The following is a 23,719-nucleotide window of genomic DNA, read 5'->3' as shown; positions in this document are numbered from 1 at the left end:
CGTATGTTGTCTGCTCAATTGCAAGAATTCGCACTGACGCGGTATCAGTCCAGGAAGGCAGTCTATGGTCCGCTCTGGCAAGAGATCGAGTCGGCCTTAGGTGAATGCACGGAAGATGAAGCCGTGTTGATGCGCTATCTTTATGGAACTATGCCGGTGCGTGATGCGGGAGAATATACTTTTTCTGTTTTCTTGAGCTATGTGCGGCATTCCCTTTGGCTGCGGGCACACGTGCCTTGGTGCCGAGAGCTGGCGGAGGACATTTTTATCCACCATGTGCTTTATTATCGGATCAATACGGAGGAGATCAGTGACTGCCGGCAATTTTTCTATGAGAAGTTGCAGGATAGAATCGAGGGCATGGAGCCGGAGCAAGCGGTGATCGAAATCAACTACTGGTGCGCGGAGCATGTCGTCTATGAATCGACGGATGGGCGCACGGTTTCGCCGATGACTCTATTCCGCTGTGGCAAGGGCCGCTGCGGGGAAGAGTCGACTTTTACCGTTACGGCTTTTCGCAGCGTCGGCATCCCGGCCCGGCAAGTCTACACACCGCGCTGGGCGCATTGCGATGACAACCACGCCTGGGTGGAGGTGTACCTGCAGGGCAAGTGGCATTTTCTCGGCGCCTGCGAGCCGGAGGAGGCATTGAATCGCGGGTGGTTCACGGTACCCGCTAACCGTGCGATCCTGATCCACAGCCGGATGTTTTCCGATTTTGGCTTAAGCTCGACAGAAGAGCGCATAGGTCGGGAAGGGCTGCTCTGTTATGTTAATAATACGGCTTTCTATGCTCGTACGGGAGAACTCGCCGTAGCGGTGAAGGATGAATCCGGACAGCCGGTTTCCGGAGCCTCGGTTGCAGTGGAGATCCTGAACATGGCGGAGTATTACCCCGCCGCCACCGTGAAGACGGACGACGGAGGAATGGCGCGGCTGACGATCGGGCTGGGCGATGTGCGGATCAGAGCCTGGAAGGATGGGGCGTTCGCCGAGCAGCAGGCGTATCCGACGATGGCGACAGATTCTTCGGCCCCAGCTAGCCTGATCGAGCTGACGCTTCAACGCGCTGTGGAAGATCCAGGCTGGCCGGCTGACCAATGGGAGCAGACGACGCTGCACGCACCGCAGGAGCATCCGCTGCATCTTGGTGAGGAGACGGCGGAGCAAGCCGCGCGGAAAGTGCAGCGGATGCAAGCCGCTGTCCAAATTCGTGAACAGCGCTTGGCGGCTCTCTATGATGAGCAACTGGCCGCCGCGTACCCTGAGGCCGCCGAGTTGATCCGCGTTGCGGGTGAGAACACCGAAGAACTGCGAAAATTCCTGACCCGGGATGACAATCCGAACCGGCGGCAATTGCTGAACAGCCTGGTGATCAAGGACGGCAAAGACCTGCGCAGCGAGATTCTTGAGGATCACTTGAGCTGTGAGCAGGGCAGCTTGCCTGCGGAAATCTATGAGCGGTTTCTACTTTGTCCGCGAATCTGGCTGGAGGAGTTAACCCCTTACCGCAGCTTTATCAGGCAGTATTTTTCACAAGAAGAGCAGGAACAGTTTGCACAGAACCCGGATCAGATTTGGCAGTACATCACAGATACCATAGATTATGATTCAGATGCGGATTATCCGGCGATCTGCGCCACCCCGATTGGCTGCCTGAAGCTGCGGCATGGTAATCCGCTCGCACGGAAGATCTTGTTTGCGGCGATCTGCCGCAGCTTGAATATCCCGGCCAGACTGAATCCGGTCACACAGACGCCGGAATATTGGCGGGACGGCGAGTTCGCCGTACCGGCAGGCTTTGGCGCGGGGGCGACAGCAGAGTCAGTAGCCGCGATAGGGCCGGGCGTGTACGCCCAGGGAGCAGTCGAGCCGCGTGGCGAGGATCAAGCGGAACTCGGTCAGGGCGAAGCGTTGCGCACGGGTGGTTCGGCGACTCTGGTGCTGCAGGTAATGGAAGCGAGCGAGTGGAAGTATGGTCAGACCTGGACAATCAGCAAGCTGGATGGCGTCCGTTTCGATACGCTGAACTATGCAGGCAGTTCCTTTGAACAGGGCGATCTGGAGCTGAGGCTTGATCCAGCGATCTATCGCCTGATCACCACGCGGCGCTTACCTAGCGGCGACCAGCTCGCGGCTCAGCGGGTATTCCGGCTGGCGAGCGGACAGCGCAAGACAGTAGAACTGCTGCTGGCGCAAGCCGATGAAGCAAATCTGCTGGTGAACCGCCAGCTGAGCGATGTTTCGTTGCAAACGGAATCAGGCGAGCAAATCAAGCTTTCCCAGCTGACTGACGAGCGCCCCACGCTGTTGGCATTTTTGGGAGTGGGGGCGGAGCCGACCGAGCATGTTTTAAATGAATTGTTAGCGGGGGCTTCTCGCTGGAACGAGACGAATGCTCGTATGTTGCTGGTTCTGCGGAATCCGGCCGAACGGAGCAACGCTGCCTTTGGCAAGGTGCTCAAGACACTCTCGGGAATCGAGGTGTGCTACGATTCCCAGCAGGCTTGCGCGGCTGCAGCGATGGATATGGGCGTCGACGGGGCGCGGCTGCCTGTGCTCATTCTACTGTCTGGCGGGCTGACCGGCATATACGCCTGTGCCGGATACAATGTCGGCAGCGTTGAACTGATGCTGCGGCAGCTAACAGCCGTGAACGAATAATACTGGAAATAATAGTGGAAGGAAGGGCCGTTTTAGCGGCTTTTCCTTTTTTTTGCTCATGCATAGCGTTGATTTCATTAAAATTCTTTAATTTGTCCAGTATATCTTTAGTTTTTCCTCTATTTGTAAGTGCTTTCATTGGATAAATTTTTGATGAGAATTGCTGGTGAGGAGGGGGGATCGAAGAGAGGCTGACAGGCATGGGATGATCTCAGGCCAGTTCGAACGACATTATAGTCTACTAAGAATTGGAGGTTAGGTAATGAATTTTGGCAACAAGAAAAAGATAAAGATAGCCTCGACTATACTGACATTTGCTTTGGTGCTAACCAGTTTCCCGCTTTACGTGCAGGCGGGTGACACTTGGCCGTTTACCGGGGAAAGCGCGCATGGTGAAAACCAGCCAAGTGTACATGGTTATACCAGCGGGCATGTTTTGAATTGGAGCCCCGAGAGTGATCCGGGCGCTGAACTGCTCAGATCCAGAGTGCCATTGCAACAGCGGATTGACCCGCTGGCCGCTACACAAAGCAATCCCGACCTGGATCCGAATATCAAAATGACTAACGTCAGCGGCGATTACGGTAATGCTTTTATTGAGAATGCTCCATACACCAATAAATTTGCTCAATATCACTTCGGCTTCTGGCAGTATGTAGACTATTGGTCTCCTTGGCATGGTACGGCTACAGCCTATACTCCACCGGAATATTATGATGATCTTGCACAAAAGGACTGGCAGCAGAAATGGTTTGAGTTCGGCATGCTGAATATCCCCAATCCGACCTACACCGATGCCGCCCATAAGAATGGGGTAATGTCGCTGGCCGGCATTTTTTTCTCCAATAATGACCGCGGTCAGCAAACTTACAAGCAAATGATCGTGAAGGATGACGACGGGAATTATCCTGTAGCGGAAAAGCTGATTGAAATGGCCGAGTATTTCGGGTATGACGGCTACTTCATCAACCAAGAGGAAGTAGGGCCCAATGTCACCGTAGCAGATATTCCCGATTACATCGGATTTATGAAAGCGCTGCAAAAGGGCGGACTGTATATTCAGTGGTATGATTCATTGAATACAGCGACCGGCAGCAATACATTTGCCAGAACGATTAATGATAATAATATTTCCTTCCTGTATGACAAGAACGCAGGGGAGCAGGTTTCGCAATCCTTCTTTTTCGACTATGGCATGGGGAGCTCCCTGATCACTTCCGCCAAAGCCTATCTAAATAATTTGAACCAACAGTACGGCACCGATTTTGACCTGTTCGATGTCGGATTTGCCGGCCTGGAGGCTGGGCGCGACCGCTTCAAGAGCGTTCAAGGAACGGCATTGTCAAACAAGCTCTCCAACGGCTTACCACAAGTTAGCATTGCCACACTGGGAGCTGACTTTGTTCATGCCGGTCTGGATGAAGACATGGGACTTGCCTGGCCTGTCAATCATCGCGCGGAGAATGACTATCAATGGATGACGAAGGTACGGGAACAGCTATGGTGGTCGGGCCCTAATATTGATCCGAAAAATCCGGCAAAATCGAGCGTAAATACGGCCACCGATGTCTATGCCGACAACCGCTATTGGCCGGGAATCGCCTCCGTCATCGCGGAAAGGTCAGTCATTGGCGATACCAATTTCTATACGAATTTCAATACCGGTCACGGGCTGTCTTACTATGTTGACGGAAATGTATCGAATGACAGCGAATGGTCCAATATGAGCCTCCAGGATATTCCGGTAACCTGGCAATGGTGGCAGGATACCGATGGCAACCGGCTGACCGTTGATTTTGATTATGGGCCGGAGTATAGCCTTTCCTCAACTCAACGTTTTAATTATCAGCAAATTGGAGCTTATCAAGGCGGTAGTTCTCTGGTCATTAACGGCGATTTGGATGCGGAGAACTTTCTTCGGCTATACAAAACGGATCTAAGCGTGAATCCGGGATCCAAGCTGTCGATTACTTATAACAAATCATCCCAGGATGACGGATCTACGCTGCAGGCGGGCCTCATCTTTGAGGATGATCCTGCTAATGTAGTGAAGGTTGCTGTGCAGGATAGCGGAAAGGAAACGAACGGCTGGGTTACCGCAGAGCTCGACCTGAGCGCATATACAGGTAAATCTGTTGCTGTTCTTGGTTTAGTATTCGATCCTGGCGCAGGCGTCGTGAATGACTATCAAATGAACATTGGCCAAATTTCCATTTCCGACGGTTCTGCTGTTGTACCCGACACTCCGGCCGGATTATCCATTTCAGAGCTCCACCCGAACACGAAGGAATTGATTATTAAGTGGAATATGGACAACGATTATTCCAGCGTAAAACAATACAATGTCTACGTAAATGATGTGTACATGGGCGGCAAATATGATGAAGTGTTTTATGTAAAACAGCTGCCTGCCGATTCAGGGGTTATCAAGGTTGCGGCTGTTGGGGCGGATGGACGCGAGGGCCCGGCTGCTACGCTTCCTTACGACTTGACGTCGGCTCCGTCGAACATAACTGTAGACTCTCGGGAAGACGGGGTGCTGGAGGTAAGCTGGATAAATGCACCTGGTACTAGCGGCGATATTACCGTCAGCGTAACATCCCGAAACTGGATCACAACGGAACAACCCGTCAATGAACAAACGGTCGTTCCGTCCGGCTCCACCTCTGCTGTGTTTAACAATATGCCGGTCAATGGCGACGATTACCTGGTTACGGTCTCTTCTGCCGGCGGACAGTCTGTAATGGCCAGCGGGAGCTTTATCGATAAGATTGCCGAGCCTTACGCAGAACCATGGGCCTGGAACGGAGATACCTTAAGTCTGCCGATGCCGAATACCAGGGATTGGCGGTATATGTACTTCTATGAGGATGGTGAATTGAAAAATTTCCCGGTAACCTATATCAGCGGTGCTGCCGGCAATAAAGACCGGATCATACGCGGGCGAACCACCAAAGCCAGCCTGAGCTTCAGCTCCACTGCAGAAAATATCTATGTGGTGATGGAGGACTATGCGGGGAACAAGTCGGCGCCAGTATATCTGCGAGGCAAGGAGCGCTACATGGTCACCTTTGATCCGAATGGGGGAGAGCATGCAGTTCCAGCCGTGGAGTCTGCATTTGGGGCCAAGATCAGTGAACCCTCAACAATGATGACCAGAGAAGGCTATGAGTTCCTGGGCTGGTATAATGGCGATACCAAGTGGAACTTTGCGGCAGATAGCGTGAAGCAGGATCTGACGCTGACAGCCAAATGGAAGCTTAAGGATCCTGAAGTCGTGCTTATTAAGGAGGGCTCCTTCCGTGAAGGCGCCGCGGCTGCCTTAAAGGCGGTTGCTACCGGTAAAGGAGCATTATCTTATTCGTGGGCTGTCGATGAGGGAAGCGGCTATAACGGCATTTCCGTGACCGATACCGTCTATTCGATCCCGCGGGTTACTCTGGACATGGAAGGATTCAAGTACAAAGTAATTGTCACCAATGAGGAAGGAGGAGTAGGAGAAGCCGAGACTGCAATAACCGTCACACCGGCGTCAGCCGATCCCGTAGCTCCTGATTTTGAAAGGAACTTGGATGCAGGAAAGACAGTGAAGGAGAATGAGGAAGTTACTCTTTTCGTAAGCACCACCGGTGATGTAGAGCAAGTGGTCTGGGAAGCAAAGCTCAAGGACTCCGACACATGGACCCAGGTAGGGGAAGGCTCCAGCACTTATACTTTTACGGCTCAAGCTGAGCACGATGGCGCTCTGTTCAGAGTAGTGCTGCAGGGCATTGCCGGCAGTAACCCTTCCACAGCGGTTAGCAATGAGTTGCTCCTGCATGTGACCCCGCTCGTTGTGAATGCCGATCCGGTAATTCATACGGTAGCGGCTTCGAAAAATCCTGCCGAGGTTGGCGATACAGTTACCTTTACAGTGCAAGCATCCGGCGAGGGAGTATTGAGCTATCAATGGTTTAAAGATGGAGCTCCTATAGCGGGAGCCACAAATGCGGATTATACAATTGACAGTGCAGCCGCTTCCGACGGGGGTGCCTATAAGGTTGAAGTAACGCATACCATTCACTTGTACGGACGAGATTATATTGGAGTAAAAGAAAGCGATGAAGTGCTATTTACGGTGGAGACAGAACAATCTGCGGAATGGAGTCTGTTATCCTCCCTAATTAACCAAATCAGAGCGTTGAAAAATGATGCTGTATATACCGCCCAGTCCATTGCCGAGTTGAAGTCCAGTTCAGCGTATCTTGCGGCTGTTGCCTTAACGGCAGATAGCCCAGCCGATATAGTGCGGACTGCGTATGAGAATTTGATGCAGGCTCGGAGCCGTATTCTCAAGCTATATGTCCCTGTATCCCCAGGCACAGGTACGAACGAAGGGGCGGGCGGAGATAGCGGAGGAACAAAGACGGAAAATGGAACTTCGCCATTGCCTCCTGCGAACCCGTCCCAAATGATTGTCTCGGGGCAAGATTTGTTGAAAGCCAGCGAGGCGGGAGTTGTAGCCATCACCGTAAAACCGGAAGTTACAAGCATCGACTTGCCTCTAAATGCCGGAGAACTGTTAAAGCAAAATATTCTTCGCATTGAAACGGATATACTGACCCTGGACATTCCGCCGGAAGTGCTGAAGCAAATGAAGGATTTGTTGGGGGATTCTCCTCTCTCCACAAATAAATTGCAGCTCGGTATCCAACCGATATCCTTGGATCAGGCTGGGGTCACCGCCAGTTCAGAAATATCGCTCAAGGGCTCGACAGTTAAGCTGGATTTGAAGGTTGTCGATAATCAAGGGGTGACGGTAAAAGAAATTACGGAACCCACCATTCAGCCTTTGAACATCAAGATGCCGATTACTACCGGTCTGAATGCCGACCTCTTGGGAATCTACTTGATTAATAATGATGGCACATTGACCTATCTGGGGGGAGCCCGAAATGGTAATGTGATGGGCTTGGAGGTTGAGCAGGCAGGGACCTACGCGCTTCTGGAGTATAAGGTCAACTTCCAGGATGTTTCGGATACTCATTGGGCGGCAAATGCTATCCAAATCCTTGCGGCGAAGCATTGGACGCAAGGTGTGCCGGGTAATAAGTACGAGCCCGGCCGAACAATTACTAGGGCAGAATTTACAACCCTTGTTGCCAAAGCACTGCACTTGAAGGAGCAGAGCGAGTTGAAGTTCAATGACGTTCCTTCAGACGCTTGGTACAAGGATGACCTTGCCAAATTAGTGAAGCTCGGCTTAGTCAGCGGACGCTCAGCGGACCGTTTCGAGCCTGATGCCGAAATCAGCCGCCAGGAAATTGTTACTATTCTGATGCGCGCTTTGGAATTGCAGCAGGATGTAGATGCTCCGGCACCATCTGATTCATCCCGCTTCAAGGATGATTCAAGCATCGCTTCCTGGGCTCGCGCGAGTGTGCATGCTGCTGCCGAGCTTGGACTTGTTAAAGGCCAAGGGGATCATTTTGCACCGGCACAATCTGCAACAAGAGCTGAAGCGGCCCAATTTGCAATAAACTTCTTGCTGAATTCGGAATAGGGCATGATAAAAGAAGAGGGTGTCCCGAAGTAAAATTCTGGGACACTTTGATAACAAAATAGAGTGATATTCATATAGAAACCAAGGAGCTAAGCGGCCTTCTCCCGCTTGATTCCTTGGTTTCTTGCGTCCACTGCGGCTTTCTTGATCAAATGATGAGCGAGGGAAATCCACCGGCCTCCGAACTTACGGAATGAATGAACCTTTTCCGCCGCCCAATTGTTATAAAGTTAAACCAGAGGAGAGGAGGTCTTAAATTTGGAGAGCCATCGAGAGCTGTTCGAAACCTATCGTCGAGACGTATACCGGACATGCTATTTTATGCTGCATGATGCGGCGGACGCCGAGGATCTGACCCAGGAGGTGTTCATGACCCTCTTTCGCCAGAACCGGGAAAACGTCGAGCATATGAAGGCATGGATTATGAGAATTACGGTCAACCTTTGCCTTAATTACATGCGCAGGCGCCGCAGTCTGGAGCGGAAAATATCAGCCAATCCATCTTTATTTGCAGCTAGCGAAGGCAGAGCGGTAGATCAACAGGTGGAGGAAAAGGAATCGGCGGAAGAATTGGCGATGTTGATGAACTCCTTACCCGCGAAAATAAGGGCGGTTTTGCTTCTGCGCTACATGCATGACTTCAGTTTTAGGTTATGAAATCAAGGGCAAGGCCACGAATTCTCGTGACCTGTCCTTGATTTGTTTTTGATTTGTCTTTGCCGATCAGACCGTCATCGACGACTTTTTCGATCTGACTTCGCCCATGGCGCCGACCGTATAGCTCTGGTCGTAGATCCGGATCGCCGCCGGCGTTTCCGTTTCGTTGGCGACGATGATGCTGTCTTCGGTGACGTTGACCTGCAGGCGGGAGCCGCGGAACATCACCTTGAACGAGAACGACATCCAGTGCGACGGAACGAAAGGACGGAGCACCAGCTCGTTATTGTGTACACGCAATCCGGCAAAGCCTTGGATAACGGCCATCCAGGTTCCCGCCATGCTTGTCGTGTGGCAGCCGTCTTCCGTATCGTTGTTGTAGTTGTCCAGATCCAGGCGGGCAGTACGCAGGTACATCTCATAAGCCTTTTCCTGGTAACCCAGTTCGCAAGCAAGAATCGAATGGACGCAAGGCGACAAGGAGGACTCGTGAACCGTCAATGGCTCATAGAAGTCGAAGTTCCGTTTCTTCGTCTCCAGATCATAACGATCTCCGAGGAAATACAACCCTTGAAGCACGTCTGCCTGCTTAATGTAGCAGGAGCGGAGAATCCGGTCCCAGGACCAGTTCTGGTTCAGCGGGAGATGCTCCGGCGCCAATTCCTTGACCGGAACAAGCTCTTTATCCAGGAAGCCATCCTGCTGCAGGAAGACGCCGCGCTCATTATCCAACGGATAATACATATTCGCGATAATATCCTTCCACTTGCTTGTTTCTTCCTCACGAAGGCCTAGCTTCTCAACCAATTCCTTATAACGCGCCGGCTCATGCTTGCTTAACTCCTCCAGCACTTCCAACGTATATTCCAGCGTCCAGACTGCGATCCGGTTCGTGTACCAGTTGTTATTTACGTTATTCTCGTATTCATTCGGACCGGTAACGCCCAGCATCACGTATTTGCCCTTTTCCTTGGAGAAATTAACGCGCTCTTCCCAGAACCGGGAAATTTCCGCAAGCACCTCAAGTCCATATTGACCCAAGTAAGCTTTGTCTCCGGTGTAATTGACATAGTTATAAATGGCGTAGGCAATCGCACCGTTCCGGTGAATTTCTTCAAACGTAATTTCCCACTCGTTGTGGCATTCTTCCCCGTTCATCGTAACCATCGGATACAGCGCACCCTTGGTGAAGCCAAGCTTGCGGGCGTTCTCCTTAGCCTTTTCCAAGTGCTTGTAACGATAAATGAGCAGATTGCGGGCAATGGACGAATCAGCCGTGCTGAGATAGAAAGGCACACAATAAGCCTCGGTATCCCAATAGGTGCTGCCGCCATATTTTTCACCAGTGAAGCCTTTCGGCCCGATATTCAGACGGTCGTCTTCCCCGGTGTAGGTTTGATTCAATTGGAAAATATTAAAGCGAATTCCTTGCTGTGCCGATACGTCCCCTTCGATGATGATGTCGCTGCCCTTCCATTTTTCCGCCCAGGCATCAGCCTGTTCTTGAAGGAGGACATCAAATCCGGCCGATTTCGCTGCAGACAGCGCTGCTGTCCCTGCTTCAACCAGTTGGCCCAGACCATGATCACGGGAGGTGACATTGGCTACATATTTATAAAGGGTCAGCGTCTCATCCTTAGCCGTCTCAAAGGAAACCTCGGAGGACACATATTTCTCGTTCTCAACAAGCACAGGCTGAAGCTCAAGCGCCGTTCCATTCTTTGTTACATCAAAGGACATTACCGAAGTGACGTGGAAATCAAGCTTCTTCGTCTTCAGAGTCAGGTAGGAGCGCTCCGGTCCGGCATTTTTCTCAACCTCAAGCCAGAACTTCTCTTCATAGTTGGAATCCTTGTTCTTCACATCGCCGTCCAGATAAGGGACGAAGGTGATCATACCTGAGAAATTAAGCGGAGTGACCGCATAGCGGATGGCCCCGATTTCATGGCGCTTCATGCTGACAAATCGAACGGTCTCAACCCTCAGCTCCTTGCCGTCCTCCATGACAGCCGTGAACCGGCGGGAGAGGTAGCCTTCCTTCATATTCAATTCACGGACGAACGCTTTGACCTCGCACTGAGCCAGATCCAGGGCAACTCCGTCTAGGAGCACATGAATACCGATCCAGTTCGTACTGTTCAGCACCTTGGCAAAATACTCCGGATACCCGTTCTTCCACCAGCCGACACGGGTTTTATCGGGATAATAGACACCGGCCATATAACTACCCTGCAGGGACGCGCCGCTGTACTTCTCTTCAAAGTTAGCCCGCTGTCCCATATATCCATTGCCGATGCTGAAAATACTCTCGGAAATCTCATGGGTTGACGGGTCAAAGGATTCCTCGATAATTGACCATTCATCCATTTTTAAGTATTGTCTCATGAAAACCTGCTCCTTTTAGAGGTAGTTCAAAAAGCCGACTTTTTGACCTCGCATTTTAAATTTATTCTGGTATTGAACAAGAGATACGATTAAGCCTGCAGCTCTGAAAGACGTCGGTAGGACATATGCTCAAGCGACGGAATGACCAGATTCGCTTCGCCCAAGGTTTCTTCCGATCCGATGCCTATGCTGCGCATCCCGGCGCGAGCCGCGGCCTCAATCCCGGCTTCGGCGTCCTCGAAGACGATGCATTCCTCTGGGCTTACTCCAAGTTCAGCAGCCCCCAGGGTGAATACCTCAGGATCAGGCTTGGCTGCCGCGGTCTTGGTTCCGTCGACGATCGCGTCAAAATACGGTGTCAACCCGGTATTATTGAGGATGGTCATTGCATTTTTACTGGCTGAGCCGAGCGCAACCTTGATTCCGTTATTCCGACATTCCTGCAAAAACTCAAGGGCCCCGGGTAAAATCTCGGAACGATCCATTTTCGAGATCATGTCGACATACCAATTGTTTTTGCGTTCAGCAAGCTCCAGTCTGGCAGCTTCTTCAAGGCTGATTCCGCCGATACTAAGAAGTATGTCCAAGGAAGCCATTCGACTGACACCCTTCAGGCGCTCATTATCCTGCTCGGTAAACGCGAAGCCTAATTCCTCTGCAAGACGCTTCCAGGCCAGGTAGTGATATTTGGCGGTATCCACCAATACGCCGTCAAGATCGAATAGGCAGGCCTTGACTGAATTTGTCATTATTTATTTCCCCCTTTATAGCGCAAACGTTTGAACAATACTTGAAAAATAAAAGAAGCGGCTGTCGCTCCTTTTATTCGTCATGGAGTCATTTCTTGGAGACAGAATACATCGATGAGTCTCGCACGATCAGCCGATGAGGGATGATCTGTCTGCGTTGATACTTTTTGTCGTTGTTGTTCTGAATTGCCTGGATCAGCACCTGGGAAGCGGTATAGCCCAGATTGTAGATGCCGATATCAATACTGCTCAATGGAGGCGTGGACAACTCGGCGATCGGGATGTTATTGAAGCTGACAAGGCATAAATCCTCCGGCACCTTGTACTTCAGCTCATGCAATCCGCGCAATACACCGAAAGCCACCACATCATCAATGACAACAATGGCTGTCGGACGATTAGGCAAATTCATGAAAAAGGACATCGCCCGGTAGCCGCTTTCCTGCAAAAACTCTCCCTCGACAATCCATTCGGGACGCATTTCCAATCCGGAATCATTCAAGGCGTTCATATATCCCTTGAGCCGATCTCTGGATACGACAAGATCAGGAGGACCGCTGACGAATCCAATACGTTCATGCCCCAAGGAAATAAGATGCTTCGTGGCATCATAGGAAGCCTGCACATTATCATTATCCACGGACAGACATTCGGGATAATGCTCGCTCCGGCCAATCAGGACGAAGGGATGACCGTTTTCTTCCAGGAACCGGACAACAGGGTCATCCTTTCTTGAATACAATAGAATGACGCCATCAACCCGCCGACCGTTCAGCAGCCTGGAGACACATTCAACCTCTTCCTTCTCGTTGGCGCCTGAACTAATCAGGATATCATAGCCAAGCTTGCTCGCCTGGGTTACAATTCCCCGAATCAATTCCATAAAGAAATAGTTCGAGAAGAGTTCCTCGGCAGACTTCGGAAGCATAATGCATATGCTGTTCGTCGTCTTGGAGACCAGACTCTTAGCCATGATATTGGGGTGATAACCAAGTTGATCCATGATTTCTTTGACTTTTCTCGAAGTTTCGATACTAATTCTTGGATGATTGGATAGCACCCGGGACACCGTAGAGGGGGAAACACCGGCCTTTTTAGCAACATCTTTAATAGTTACAGCCATAAAAAACCTCCTCTGTGGAACCGTTTGCTTTACATTGTAATATTAATCTAAAGACTCAGGAAAGTAAATAGATACACCGGGCAATCAATCTTTGAATGTGACAAAAGTGCTTTAAAAATACAAACGTTTGCGCGAAAAATGAGACTGAGAACCAGGGGCAGGCTGCCCGTGGGCAAGAAGCGCGCAGAACGGCCTGTAGCGGGCTTTGGTTAAATTTGTTTTTTCAAGATCGCGTATCCATAGGCAGGAAGACGAACCTGCAGCGGGGCTTCCTCCTCAGAGGCTTCAAAGAGATTGCCGGTCCATGCATCGACCCAATTTGCACCACCGTGATTCACCTTTAACGTCTGGGCAGTATCCAGATTGTTCAACAGCACGATCACCCGTTCCTTGCCGAGCTTCCGTTCAAATACTAGGGCGCTTCCTCCGGCATCCGCGCTCAGAAAACGAATAGAGCCCGTCCGAAGCGGAGCCAAATCCTTGCGGATCCGAATCAGCGTACGGTAGAACTCGTAGAGTTCAAGATCCTGGTCCCGAGGATCCCAAGGCATACATTTCCGACAATCCGGGTCAGCCCCGCCGTCAAGCCCGATCTCATCGCCATAATAAATGCAAGGCGTACCTGAATAAGTGAATTGAAACAGGGCAGCGAGCTTCATTTTTCGCTTATCTCCCTTGCACAGGGTCAACAAACGCGGAGTATCGTGACTGTCCAGCAAATTGAAGGCCACCTCGCTGGCCTGACGCGGGTAACGCGACAGTTGTCTGCCAATACTCTCTGCAAAGCCCTTCGCATCCAGAGTACCTCGAACCACAAAATCCAGAACGGCGTCCGTGAACGGATAGTTCATCACGGCATCGAATTGGTCGCCTTGAAGCCAAGGAGAGGATTCATGCCATATTTCGCCAAGAATATACGCCTCCGGATTCGCGGCTTTGACCGTCTGGCGGAATTCTCTCCAGAACTGATGATCGACCTCATCAGCCACGTCCAGCCGCCAACCGTCGATTCCAACCTCACGCACCCAGAAATCCGCCACACCGAGCAGGTATTTCTGAACGTCGGGATGCCGGGTGTTCAGCTTGGGCATCATCGGCTCAAAGGCGAACGTATCATAGGTCGGAATTCCGTCCTTTACCTCCAGCGGGAACTGCCGAACGGAGAACCAGTCCTTGTATTGAGATTGATCTCCTTTCTCCAGTACATCGACAAAGGGGGCAAAGGTTTTGCCGGAGTGATTGAAGACGGCATCGAACAGAACCCGAATTCCCCGGTCATGACAGGCTTGAACCAAGCGCTTGGCTGTCTCCAGATCGCCGAAATGCGGATCAATCTCCATATAATCAGCCGTGTCATATTTGTGATTCGTGGTAGCAAGAAATAGGGGAGTGAAGTATATCGCCGTTATTCCCAGTTCGCAAAGGTGATCGAGATGATCCATTACGCCCTGGAGATCTCCGCCAAAGAAATTGTCACGCTCCGGTTTGCCGCCCCATGGAAACACGCCTTCGGGATCATTGTCAGGATTACCGTTGGCAAAACGCTCCGGAAAAATCTGATAGAATATCGCATCCTTGACCCAATCGGGCACTTTGTAGACATCAGCAGGATTGATGAAAGGGTACTCAAATAAACGGTCCGGCTCGGCGGGCTCTTCCGTAAAGAACTTATTCTCGTTCATCCATACGGTTTCATCGCCTGATTTCAGCTGGAATCCGTACTTGAGACGCCGATAAGGCGGTTTAACTGCACATTCCCAATAATCAAATAATTCGTCGGACGTCAGGATAGACATAGGTACTAATTCTTTACTTTGATCCCACATATACTTGTCGCCGATCCAAGCAAAGACCTCGGTCAAATCCCCCTTTTTACAGCGCAGGCGAAGGTGAATGGTTTCAAGATCATAAGCGTAGCACCAATTCAGCTTTGGCCTGTGAAACACAGCCTCAAGCAGCATAACGAAACCTCCTCAGTTGATAATCAAGCTGACAGCAATGGCATTCCCCAAGTTGCATAATTGCATTCTGGGTGGGGAAAATAACGGCATTATAACATTCGTTTTTCGAAGGTACAAGCTATGAAACAGAAAGGAGCGCACAAATAATTATTATGATTTATTATGAAATAGAGAGCATATCGAAGGATATGGAAGAAAATTAAAGGGAATTACCCAATAAGCACGTGTGCAAACGTTTTTACAAAATGGACCTCATGTTGTATTATGATTTCAGAAATAAAGCGCTTTCCGGTCAGAAAAGCAAGGTTGGATCCCTGGATTCAGCGAAATAACACGAATCCTTTGCTTTTGATTGGAATCGTTTGCGCAAGTTTCTGAAAGTTAAATTCCTTAATTGAGGCAGCTTGTACAAAATTTAGGAGGGGTTCGCTTTATGAAGTTGAAAAAGACAATGGTATTACTCGCAAGCCTGACGTTGGTTGCATCGCTTACGGCATGTGGCGGCGGCAACAATACGGCAAACAATGGAGCAAACAACGGAACAAATACACCGGTTGCCGACAATCAAACCAATACAGGCTCTGAAAACACCGGAACAGAAGGACTTCAGCCTGAAGAAGGCGCTGAGCTTCTGGTATGGGAAAGTAAAGAAGAAGTAGCTTTCACTGAAGAAATTGCCAAGCAATTTGAAGAGAAATATGGCGTGAAGATCAAGATTGAAGAAGTCGCGGTTCCTGACCAAGTCGGCAAGATTACGACGGACGGACCGTCGGGTCTGGGTGCAGACGTTATGGTTATCCCGCACGATCACCTTGGTAACGCAGCTCAATCGGGCATGATTCTTGCGAACGACGAGTTCGGTGAAGAAACGACAAAGAATAACACGGAAGCATCGATCATTGCTTCTACTTACGAAGGGACATTATACGGTTATCCGAGAGCAGTGGAGACAACAGCGTTGTTCTACAATAAATCTTTGCTTCCTGAGCCGCCAAAGTCGTTTGATGATGTTATTGCCTTCGCGAAGACTTTCAATGATCCTGCCAAGAAGAAATATGCATTGATGTGGGAAACAGGCAACATGTACTTCAACTATCCGTTCATCGCAAGTACCGGCGGTTACCTGTTCGGCGACAACGGAACGAACAAGGATGACATGGGTCTTGCCAATGAAGGTGCGATTGAAGGCTTGAAGGTATTCCAAAGCCTGAAGGAAATTCTGCCGATCAACAGCGGCGACATCAACCCGGATATCAAGCGCGGCTTGTTCAATACGGGCGACGTAGCCATGGACATTAACGGTCCTTGGGAGCTTGCCGGCTATAAGGAAGCTCTTGGTGACAACCTGGCTGTAGCTCCAATTCCTACAGTTGCAGGTAAACCAGCAATCTCCTTCTCCGGAGTTAAGATTTATGTTGTCAGCTCCTATACGAAATATCCGAATGCTGCCAAACTCTATTCTCAGTTCGCATCCAGCAAAGAAGCGCAATTACTGTTGAACGAAAAGATTGGTTCCATTCCTACGAACCTGGAAGCTCTTGAAGTAGATCAAATCAAGAACGATCCATTTATCTCGGGATTTGCTGAGCAAGCCAAGAACTCCGAGCCAATGCCTTCGATACCGGAAATGTCTAATGTATGGTCTCCAGTGAATGCAGCTCTGCCTGAAATCTGGAACAACCAAGCAGATCCTAAGACTGCAATGGAAAAAGCAATTCAACAAATTACTGATTTGAATAACGGAGCTGCAGAATAAGCTTACTTCAGCGAGCCTAAATGATTTAGTTGACCCGCCGCCACTTGGCGGCGGGTAATTCCTTGATTTTCAAGGGAGAGGAGAATATGTGATGGACCGACATCGGAACAAAGCAACGATACTGTCGATTTTAAGTATGGGCCTGGGACAGATATATAACAGGCAATATATTAAAGGGTTACTGTTTCTTGTATTTGAATTTTTTTGCGTCAGTTACTTTATCAACAATTTGGGCAGGGCCTTCTGGGGCATTGTCACCTTGGGGGATGTTCCCCGGACATTAGTCAAAGGAAAATGGATCGAGGGCGACCATTCCATCTTCATTATGATCGAGAGCTTGATTACAATTATATTCTTAATCATCTTTCTTGTGGTCTACATTCAGAATATTCGCGATGCAAGAAAGGTTGCTCGCCTTCGTGAGGAAGGCCATCGGTCGAACAATTTCGTTCAGACGGTCCGTTATGTGCTTGATTACAAATTCCCGATGGCCATGTTAAGCATTCCAACGCTCGGAATTCTATGCTTTACGATTCTGCCGATCATTTTCATGGTGATGATCGCCTTTACCAACTATTCGTCACCTAATCATATTCCGCCGGTAAAGCTTGTCGATTGGGTCGGATTCGATACCTTTAAAAATCTGCTCGCGCTCAAAACCTGGAGCCATACGTTCTATGGCGTTCTGACCTGGACCATTATCTGGGCGGTTCTGTCGACTGTGACCACCTACTTTGGGGGTCTGCTCGTAGCTCTGCTGATCAATCAGCAAGGCATCAAGTTCAAAGGGTTTTGGAGAACGATCCTGATTCTTCCCTACGCCATTCCGCAGTTGATCTCGCTGCTTGTCATGAGAAATATGTTTAACGGCCAATTCGGCCCGATCAATCAGTATCTGCAATATTTCGGGATCGACCAGATTCCTTGGTTGACCCATGAAATCTGGGCTAAGGTCACCGTAATCCTAGTCAATATGTGGGTTGGGATTCCGGTCTCGATGCTGCTTATTATGGGCGTACTGACCACGATCCCAAGAGATCTCTATGAGGCTGCCGAGGTTGATGGAGCCAGCGGTTATCAGAAATTTAGAATTATTACGCTGCCTATGGTGCTGTTTACCACTGCGCCGACGCTCATTACACAGTTTGCAGGCAATATCAACAACTTTAATATGATCTTCCTGCTCACCGGCGGTGATCCGGTTAAGGGCGACTACCAATATGCAGGTGCGACGGACCTGCTCGTTACCTGGCTGTATAAGCTGACGCTGACCCAGAACAAGTACAATATGGCGTCCGCCGTCGGGATCATTATCTTCGTGATCATTGCCTCGTTCTCGATTTATAACTATCGCAGAACCAAGTCGTTTAAAGAGGAGGACATGATCCAATGAGTAATCGCAAACAAAAAAACGTCGTGCGCTTGGCGCTCAGCTATCTTATGCTGATTATCCTTGCGGTCTGTGCGGTGTATCCGGCACTCTGGATCATACTGGGCTCCGTTCGTCCGGGGAAATCGCTCTACAGCAAGACGCTTATTCCTGAGAGCTTCACCTTGCAGCATTATAGCGAGCTGTTCAATTCCCGCATCATCTTGTTCCCGCAATGGTATATGAACACGCTCAAGATTGCGGTGCTCTCCATGCTGCTCGGCGTCGCATTAACGCTCCTGACAAGCTATGCGTTGTCCCGTTTCCGGTTCAAGAATCGTCAGAATTTTCTGTCCATTCTGATGATTCTCGGGATGTTCCCGGGCTTCATGAGTATGATCGCAATCTTCCTGCTCTTGAAGGAATGGTCGCTGCTGGATAATCCTTATGCCCTGGTACTGGTATACTCCTGTGGAGCGCCGCTGGGACTAACACTGATTGCCAAGGGCTTCTTCGATACGATTCCGCGCTCGCTTGACGAAGCGGCCAGAATTGACGGTGCAGGCAATTTCCGAATCTTTGCTCACATTATATTGCCGCTGTCCCGTCCGATTCTGACTTATCTGGCTCTTCTTCAGTTCGTAGGACCGTGGGTGGACTTTATCTTCGCCCGTCTGATCCTCCGTTCCAAGGAGAACTGGACGCTCGCTGTCGGGATGTGGGATATGGTGGCTTCGCAGCAGAACTCCAACTTTACCGTGTTTGCTGCCGGTGCTGTCCTCATTGCTGTTCCGATTACCATCTTGTTTATGATCATGCAGCGCTTCCTTGTCGAAGGTTTGACTTCGGGAGCGAGCAAGGGGTAAACATCCTTTTGTCCATCAGGGTATAGCTTACTTACAAGGGAGCTATACCCTTTTTTTAATACATATTGATTAAGATCTTTTCACACGCCTGCCTGATCCGGGACCATATTAGTTAAATTTTTTTACAAGAGTTAAAAAGGGGAGACACAGGATGAAGCTGCAGTTCAAATCCGTGGGCACGAAGGTGTCTATGATTCTCTTTGTTACGGTTGTTTTTTTGTCTGCAATACTCGGCTACAGTTCCTACTTAATGTCGAAGGAGATCATCCGCGAGCAGGTGGGATTGGCGTCATCCCAGGCGATTGAGCAAGCAGCGGACAAGCTGGATTTCTTGTTCGCCCAGTATGAATCCTCCTCCAGACAGTTGGCGGTAGACCAAGCCTTGAAAAGCGATTTGGAAGCGGTTTCGGATGCAAATATCGACATTATCAAGAAGACTGCCGCCGAGACCCGAATCAAGAACAAGCTGGATGCATTGAAGGGCTCTGATAACAGGCTGACAGGCATTCGTCTGATCAATCGCATGGATATGTCCAAGACTTATTTTTCCTCCGGCGCCAGTGGAACTCAGACCACGGAGGCTACCAAATCCCGAATTCAGAGCATCGTGGATGCGGGCGGCAAGCCAGTCTGGATCCCGGGGCTTCAGAAGGGCTTTTTTGAGTCATCCAATGAGCCGACGATTACGATGGGGCGGCTGTTGCAGAACCTGAATAATCAGGAGGCGGAGTATGTGCTGCTCATTGAGATTAAAAGCGAAGCTGTTACCGAGAGCTTGGCGAATTTGAAGATCGGAAATGGCGGCGAGGTCCGGATTGTGAGCCCGGAGCAGGTGATCGTGCATGCTTTCGACAAGAATCTCCTGGAGACGCAATCCTACATTACGGTCAGCGAGGAGCGGATCAGCAAGGGGGAATCCTTCACCGCGAAGGATGAAGCGGGCACGAATCAGCTTGTTGTCTTCCGGCAGCTGCAATCTGTCAATTGGCGGCTGATCGGTTATGCGCCTGAAAGTGATTTCCTGAGCGCGGCGGACAAGCTGATCGGAGTTACGCTGTATGTGTTGGTTGCCTCTATTCTGGTGGCCTTGGCCATTGGTTATTATTTGTACCGGATGGTCGGGAAGCCGCTGCAGAAGCTCTCGACACTGATGGAGCAGGGGGAGCAAGGAAATCTGAAGGTGCGTGCTGGCTTTAAAGGAAAAGATGAAATCGGGCGGCTCGGCCATAGCTTTAACCGGATGCTGGAGCAGATTTCGTTGTTGGTGGAGCATACCCAGGGCTCGACAGTAGCATTGTTGTCCACCGCAGAAAATTTGTCGAAGGCTTCTCGGGATACCGCGAATACTGCGCAAGAAATTGCCATGGCAACCGGAGAAATTGCTCGCGGAGCCTCCGGGTTAGCCGGAGAGGCGGAAAAAGGAACCGAGTTGGCCGAGGAGATTGGTGTTCAAATGAACCGTGTTGTCGAGCTTAATACCACGATGGATCAATCGGCAGGGCGGGTCATTGAGGTCAGCCGCCAGGGACAGGAATACATGGAGCATTTAGTTGAAAAGACGGAATCTGTTTCTCAAATGACGAGCCTCATCGAGGACAATTCCGATAAATTGAGCAAGAGCACCTATTCTATACGGAATATCCTGGCGCCAATGATCGAGATGACCAAGCAGACGAATATCCTGTCACTCAATGCTTCAATTGAAGCCTCACGGGCAGGGGCAGCGGGTAAAGGCTTTATTGTCATTGCAGATGAGATTCGGAAGCTGTCGATGGCCTCCAACGAATCTATCCAGAATGTATCCGCCATAACCGAGGAAATTCAGGAGGCGATTGCGTCCACGTTGCATGTGCTGGGCGAGGTCACGCCGATGTTTGCGGAACAGCTGGAGTCCGTGAAGGAGGCTTCGTCGATCTTCCGGAATGTTAGCACGGAAATGAACAGCTTCATCGAAGAAATCGAGAACTCTTCGGCTTCCGTGAAGGAATTAATCCGTTCCCAATCGCAATTAAGGGACTTTATCACAAATGTCAGCTCGGTAGTACAGCAGACGAACGCTTCGACGGAGGAGGTTGCCTCGGTCGCTTCAGAGCAGCACGGAGTCAGTGAGGAGCTTGTTAAGCTCTCTAATCGCCTGGAGGAGCTGTCAGAATCCCTTAAGCAGTCGCTCAGTGTGTTTCAGGTAGAAGAAAGTGAAGCAACCAAGCCCGACGCAGAACGTCCAGAGCAAGTTAAATAATAGTAGAGGCTCGTAAAACCCGTCAATGTTTAAATGGCGGGTTTTACTTTGTCCTTTGCCGAATGATCTTTCCGATCTCTTGCGCAAACGATTGCGCAAAGCATAAGAAACCGCTATAATAAGTTGGACACAACAGCCGAAATTGAATGCCGATACAGATAGCGGGCAACCCTTAAGATACCGGCATAGAGAAAGAGATTTGAGGAGTGAAGAAACGGCATGAAGAGAACATGGTGGAAAGAGGCAACAGCCTATCAAATTTATCCGCGGAGCTTCATGGACAGCAACGGGGACGGAATTGGCGATCTGCGCGGTATGATCTCCAAGCTGGATTATCTGAAGGAGCTGGGGATTGGGATCATCTGGATCTGTCCGATCTACAAATCACCCAACGATGACAATGGGTACGATGTGTCGGACTATCAGGGCATTATGGATGAGTTCGGCACGATGGAGGATTTTGATGATCTGCTGAGAGAGGTGCATGCAAGAGGCATGCGGTTAATCATGGATCTGGTTGTCAATCATACCTCGGATGAACATCCTTGGTTTATTGAATCGCGTTCCTCGCTTGATAATCCGAAGCGGGATTATTATATTTGGGCTGATCCGAAGGACGGCAGGGAGCCGAATAACTGGGCCAGCTTGTTTGGAGGATCGATTTGGGAGTATGACGAGCACACTGGACAATACTTTATGCATGTATTTTCCAGACGTCAGCCGGACCTGAACTGGGAAAATCCCGAGATGCGCCGGGAAATTTACGAAATGATCAACTGGTGGCTCGACAAAGGAATCGACGGCTTCCGTGTCGATGCGATCTCCCATATCAAGAAAACGACGGGATTCCCCGATATGCCTAATCCGAGCAAGCTTCGCTATCTCCCTTCAGAGGCAGGACATATGAACCGTGAAGGGATTCATGAACTGCTGTCCGAGCTGAAGCAGGCGACCTTCGATAAGCATGACATTATGACCGTCGGGGAAGCCAGCGGGGTGAAGGCGTCGGAAGCGGACCATTGGGTCGGTGAAGAACGCGGGAAGTTCAATATGATTTTTCAATTTGAGCACATGGGACTCTGGCAAAAAAGCCTGGATAACGGACTCGATCTGCCTCGCCTGAAGCAGGTGCTTACCAAATGGCAGAAAGAGCTGGAAGGGACCGGATGGAATGCCTTATTCCTCGAAAATCATGATCAGCCCCGTTCTGTATCGACCTGGGGCAATGACAGCAATTTCCGGATTGAATCCGCAAAGGCGCTGGCTACGATGTATTTTCTGATGCAGGGCACGCCGTTCATTTATCAGGGACAGGAGATTGGCATGACGAATGTGCAATTCCCTTCCATAGAAGATTATGATGATGTCTCGATGAAGAACTGGTATCGGATCGAGAAGGAGAACGGCAAGAGCCATGAGGAGATTATGCCGGTTATCTGGAAGAACGGCCGGGATAATTCCAGAACGCCAATGCAATGGAATAGCACTCCGCAGGCTGGGTTTACAACCGGCACTCCATGGATGAAGGTCAATCCGAATTATGTGGATATCAATGTAGAGTCGTCCCTGCGTGATCCGGACTCTATCTATCATTATTTCAAGAGCTTGATCGCGCTCCGCAATGCTCATGCTACTGCAGTGTATGGCAGCTATGACTTGCTGCTGGCGGAGGACGAGCAAATATATGCTTATACTCGCACACTGGATTCGGAGCGTCTTCTGATCATTACGAACCTTTCCGCCTCTCCGGCAGTCTTTACAATTTCCCCTGAGCTGCTGAACAGGGAGATGAAGGCTGATCTGCTTCTAGCCAACTATGGAGAGCAGGTGCAAAACGGCATAGACCTCCAGGAGTTGCTGCAATTAACGCTCCGTCCTTATGAAGCTCGAGTATATAGACTTCCAGTATAATAATGTCCGTACTCGACGATATCGAGCTTGTGGCGGCACAAAAGAGGGCATCCCCAAGTAAAATTCTGTACCCCTTAATAACAAAATAGAGCGGTCTTCACATAGAAACCAAGGAGCTAAGCGGTCTTTTCTCGCTTGAATCCTTGGTTTCTTGCGTCCACTGCGGCTTTCTAAGCGAGGAGCGCGGGAAATCCGCTCGGCCTTCAAACTGGTTTTGGCAAGCCTTGAAGCTTTTAGTGACATTGTGCATTAAAATGGCCGCATGAAGCATCCACGCCAGCAATTTTAGTGACATTGTGCATTAAAATCGGCGCTCGACCACCCACGCCAGCAATTTTAGTGACATTGTGCACTAAAATCACCGCACGACGGTCAAGTCCATTATTGTGTGTAAAATCCTCGTCAGAGATTGTCTAGCCGATCCGAACTACTTTTGAATCTCCTTTTTTCCTGTTCTTGCGCCATTCTAGAAACTCAGTCATTTCGAGATACTTTTT

12 protein-coding genes are annotated in these 23,719 nt (G+C 50.0%); 8 read left to right on the top strand and 4 right to left on the bottom strand.

Features of this window, described 5'->3' with window-relative positions; genetic code table 11:
• Positions 1 to 3 precede the first annotated feature (3 nt).
• The 3 genes from KI362_RS04830 to KI362_RS04820 all read left to right on the top strand — a co-directional run bounded on the left by KI362_RS04830 (position 4) and on the right by KI362_RS04820 (position 8,863).
• Entirely contained in the window at positions 4 to 2,664 is a 2,661-nt protein-coding gene (locus KI362_RS04830) for a transglutaminase domain-containing protein (RefSeq protein ID WP_301625309.1), read from the top strand.
• Between the two features lie 262 nt (positions 2,665 to 2,926).
• A complete protein-coding gene (locus KI362_RS04825; protein ID WP_301625307.1) occupies positions 2,927 to 8,206 on the top strand; it encodes an endo-beta-N-acetylglucosaminidase in 5,280 nt (1,759 codons plus the stop codon).
• Positions 8,207 to 8,464: 258 nt separating this feature from the next.
• Entirely contained in the window at positions 8,465 to 8,863 is a 399-nt protein-coding gene (locus KI362_RS04820; RefSeq protein ID WP_301625306.1) for an RNA polymerase sigma factor, read from the top strand.
• 66 nt (positions 8,864 to 8,929) lie between these two features.
• Here KI362_RS04820 and KI362_RS04815 read toward each other — a convergent pair whose 3' ends face one another.
• The 4 genes from KI362_RS04815 to KI362_RS04800 form a co-directional block, all read right to left on the bottom strand.
• Positions 8,930 to 11,248 (bottom strand): glycoside hydrolase family 65 protein, encoded by a 2,319-nt coding sequence (locus KI362_RS04815; protein WP_301625304.1) that lies wholly within the window; start codon positions 11,246 to 11,248, stop codon positions 8,930 to 8,932.
• Positions 11,249 to 11,337: 89 nt separating this feature from the next.
• A complete protein-coding gene (pgmB, locus tag KI362_RS04810) occupies positions 11,338 to 11,997 on the bottom strand; it encodes a beta-phosphoglucomutase (protein WP_301625302.1) in 660 nt (219 codons plus the stop codon).
• 88 nt (positions 11,998 to 12,085) lie between these two features.
• Positions 12,086 to 13,120, bottom strand: coding sequence for a LacI family DNA-binding transcriptional regulator (locus KI362_RS04805; RefSeq protein ID WP_044480361.1), 1,035 nt, complete (start codon positions 13,118 to 13,120; stop codon positions 12,086 to 12,088).
• A 209-nt stretch (positions 13,121 to 13,329) separates the two neighbouring features.
• The gene (locus KI362_RS04800) at positions 13,330 to 15,081 is read right to left on the bottom strand and encodes an alpha-glycosidase (RefSeq protein WP_301625299.1); all 1,752 of its coding nucleotides are present in this window, start codon (positions 15,079 to 15,081) and stop codon (positions 13,330 to 13,332) included.
• Positions 15,082 to 15,514: 433 nt separating this feature from the next.
• On the opposite strand from KI362_RS04800, the gene KI362_RS04795 reads away from it, so the two are divergent.
• From KI362_RS04795 to KI362_RS04775, 5 genes are all read left to right on the top strand, one after another.
• The gene (locus KI362_RS04795; protein ID WP_301625297.1) at positions 15,515 to 16,837 is read left to right on the top strand and encodes a sugar ABC transporter substrate-binding protein; all 1,323 of its coding nucleotides are present in this window, start codon (positions 15,515 to 15,517) and stop codon (positions 16,835 to 16,837) included.
• A 91-nt stretch (positions 16,838 to 16,928) separates the two neighbouring features.
• A complete protein-coding gene (locus tag KI362_RS04790) occupies positions 16,929 to 18,230 on the top strand; it encodes a carbohydrate ABC transporter permease (protein WP_301625296.1) in 1,302 nt (433 codons plus the stop codon).
• The gene (locus KI362_RS04785) at positions 18,227 to 19,072 is read left to right on the top strand and encodes a sugar ABC transporter permease (protein ID WP_301625294.1); all 846 of its coding nucleotides are present in this window, start codon (positions 18,227 to 18,229) and stop codon (positions 19,070 to 19,072) included. The genes KI362_RS04790 and KI362_RS04785 overlap by 4 nt, the downstream gene beginning before the upstream one ends.
• Positions 19,073 to 19,223: 151 nt before the next feature.
• Positions 19,224 to 21,311, top strand: coding sequence for a methyl-accepting chemotaxis protein (locus tag KI362_RS04780; RefSeq protein ID WP_301625292.1), 2,088 nt, complete (start codon positions 19,224 to 19,226; stop codon positions 21,309 to 21,311).
• A 219-nt stretch (positions 21,312 to 21,530) separates the two neighbouring features.
• Positions 21,531 to 23,222 carry a glycoside hydrolase family 13 protein gene (locus KI362_RS04775; RefSeq protein WP_301625290.1) on the top strand — a complete coding sequence of 564 codons (1,692 nt, stop codon included), beginning with the start codon at positions 21,531 to 21,533 and terminating at the stop codon, positions 23,220 to 23,222.
• Positions 23,223 to 23,719 lie beyond the last annotated feature (497 nt).

This window comes from Paenibacillus apis (assembly GCF_018333295.1).
Lineage (GTDB): Bacteria > Bacillota > Bacilli > Paenibacillales > Paenibacillaceae > Fontibacillus > Fontibacillus antibioticophila.
This window is presented reverse-complemented; position numbering and strand designations above follow the sequence as displayed.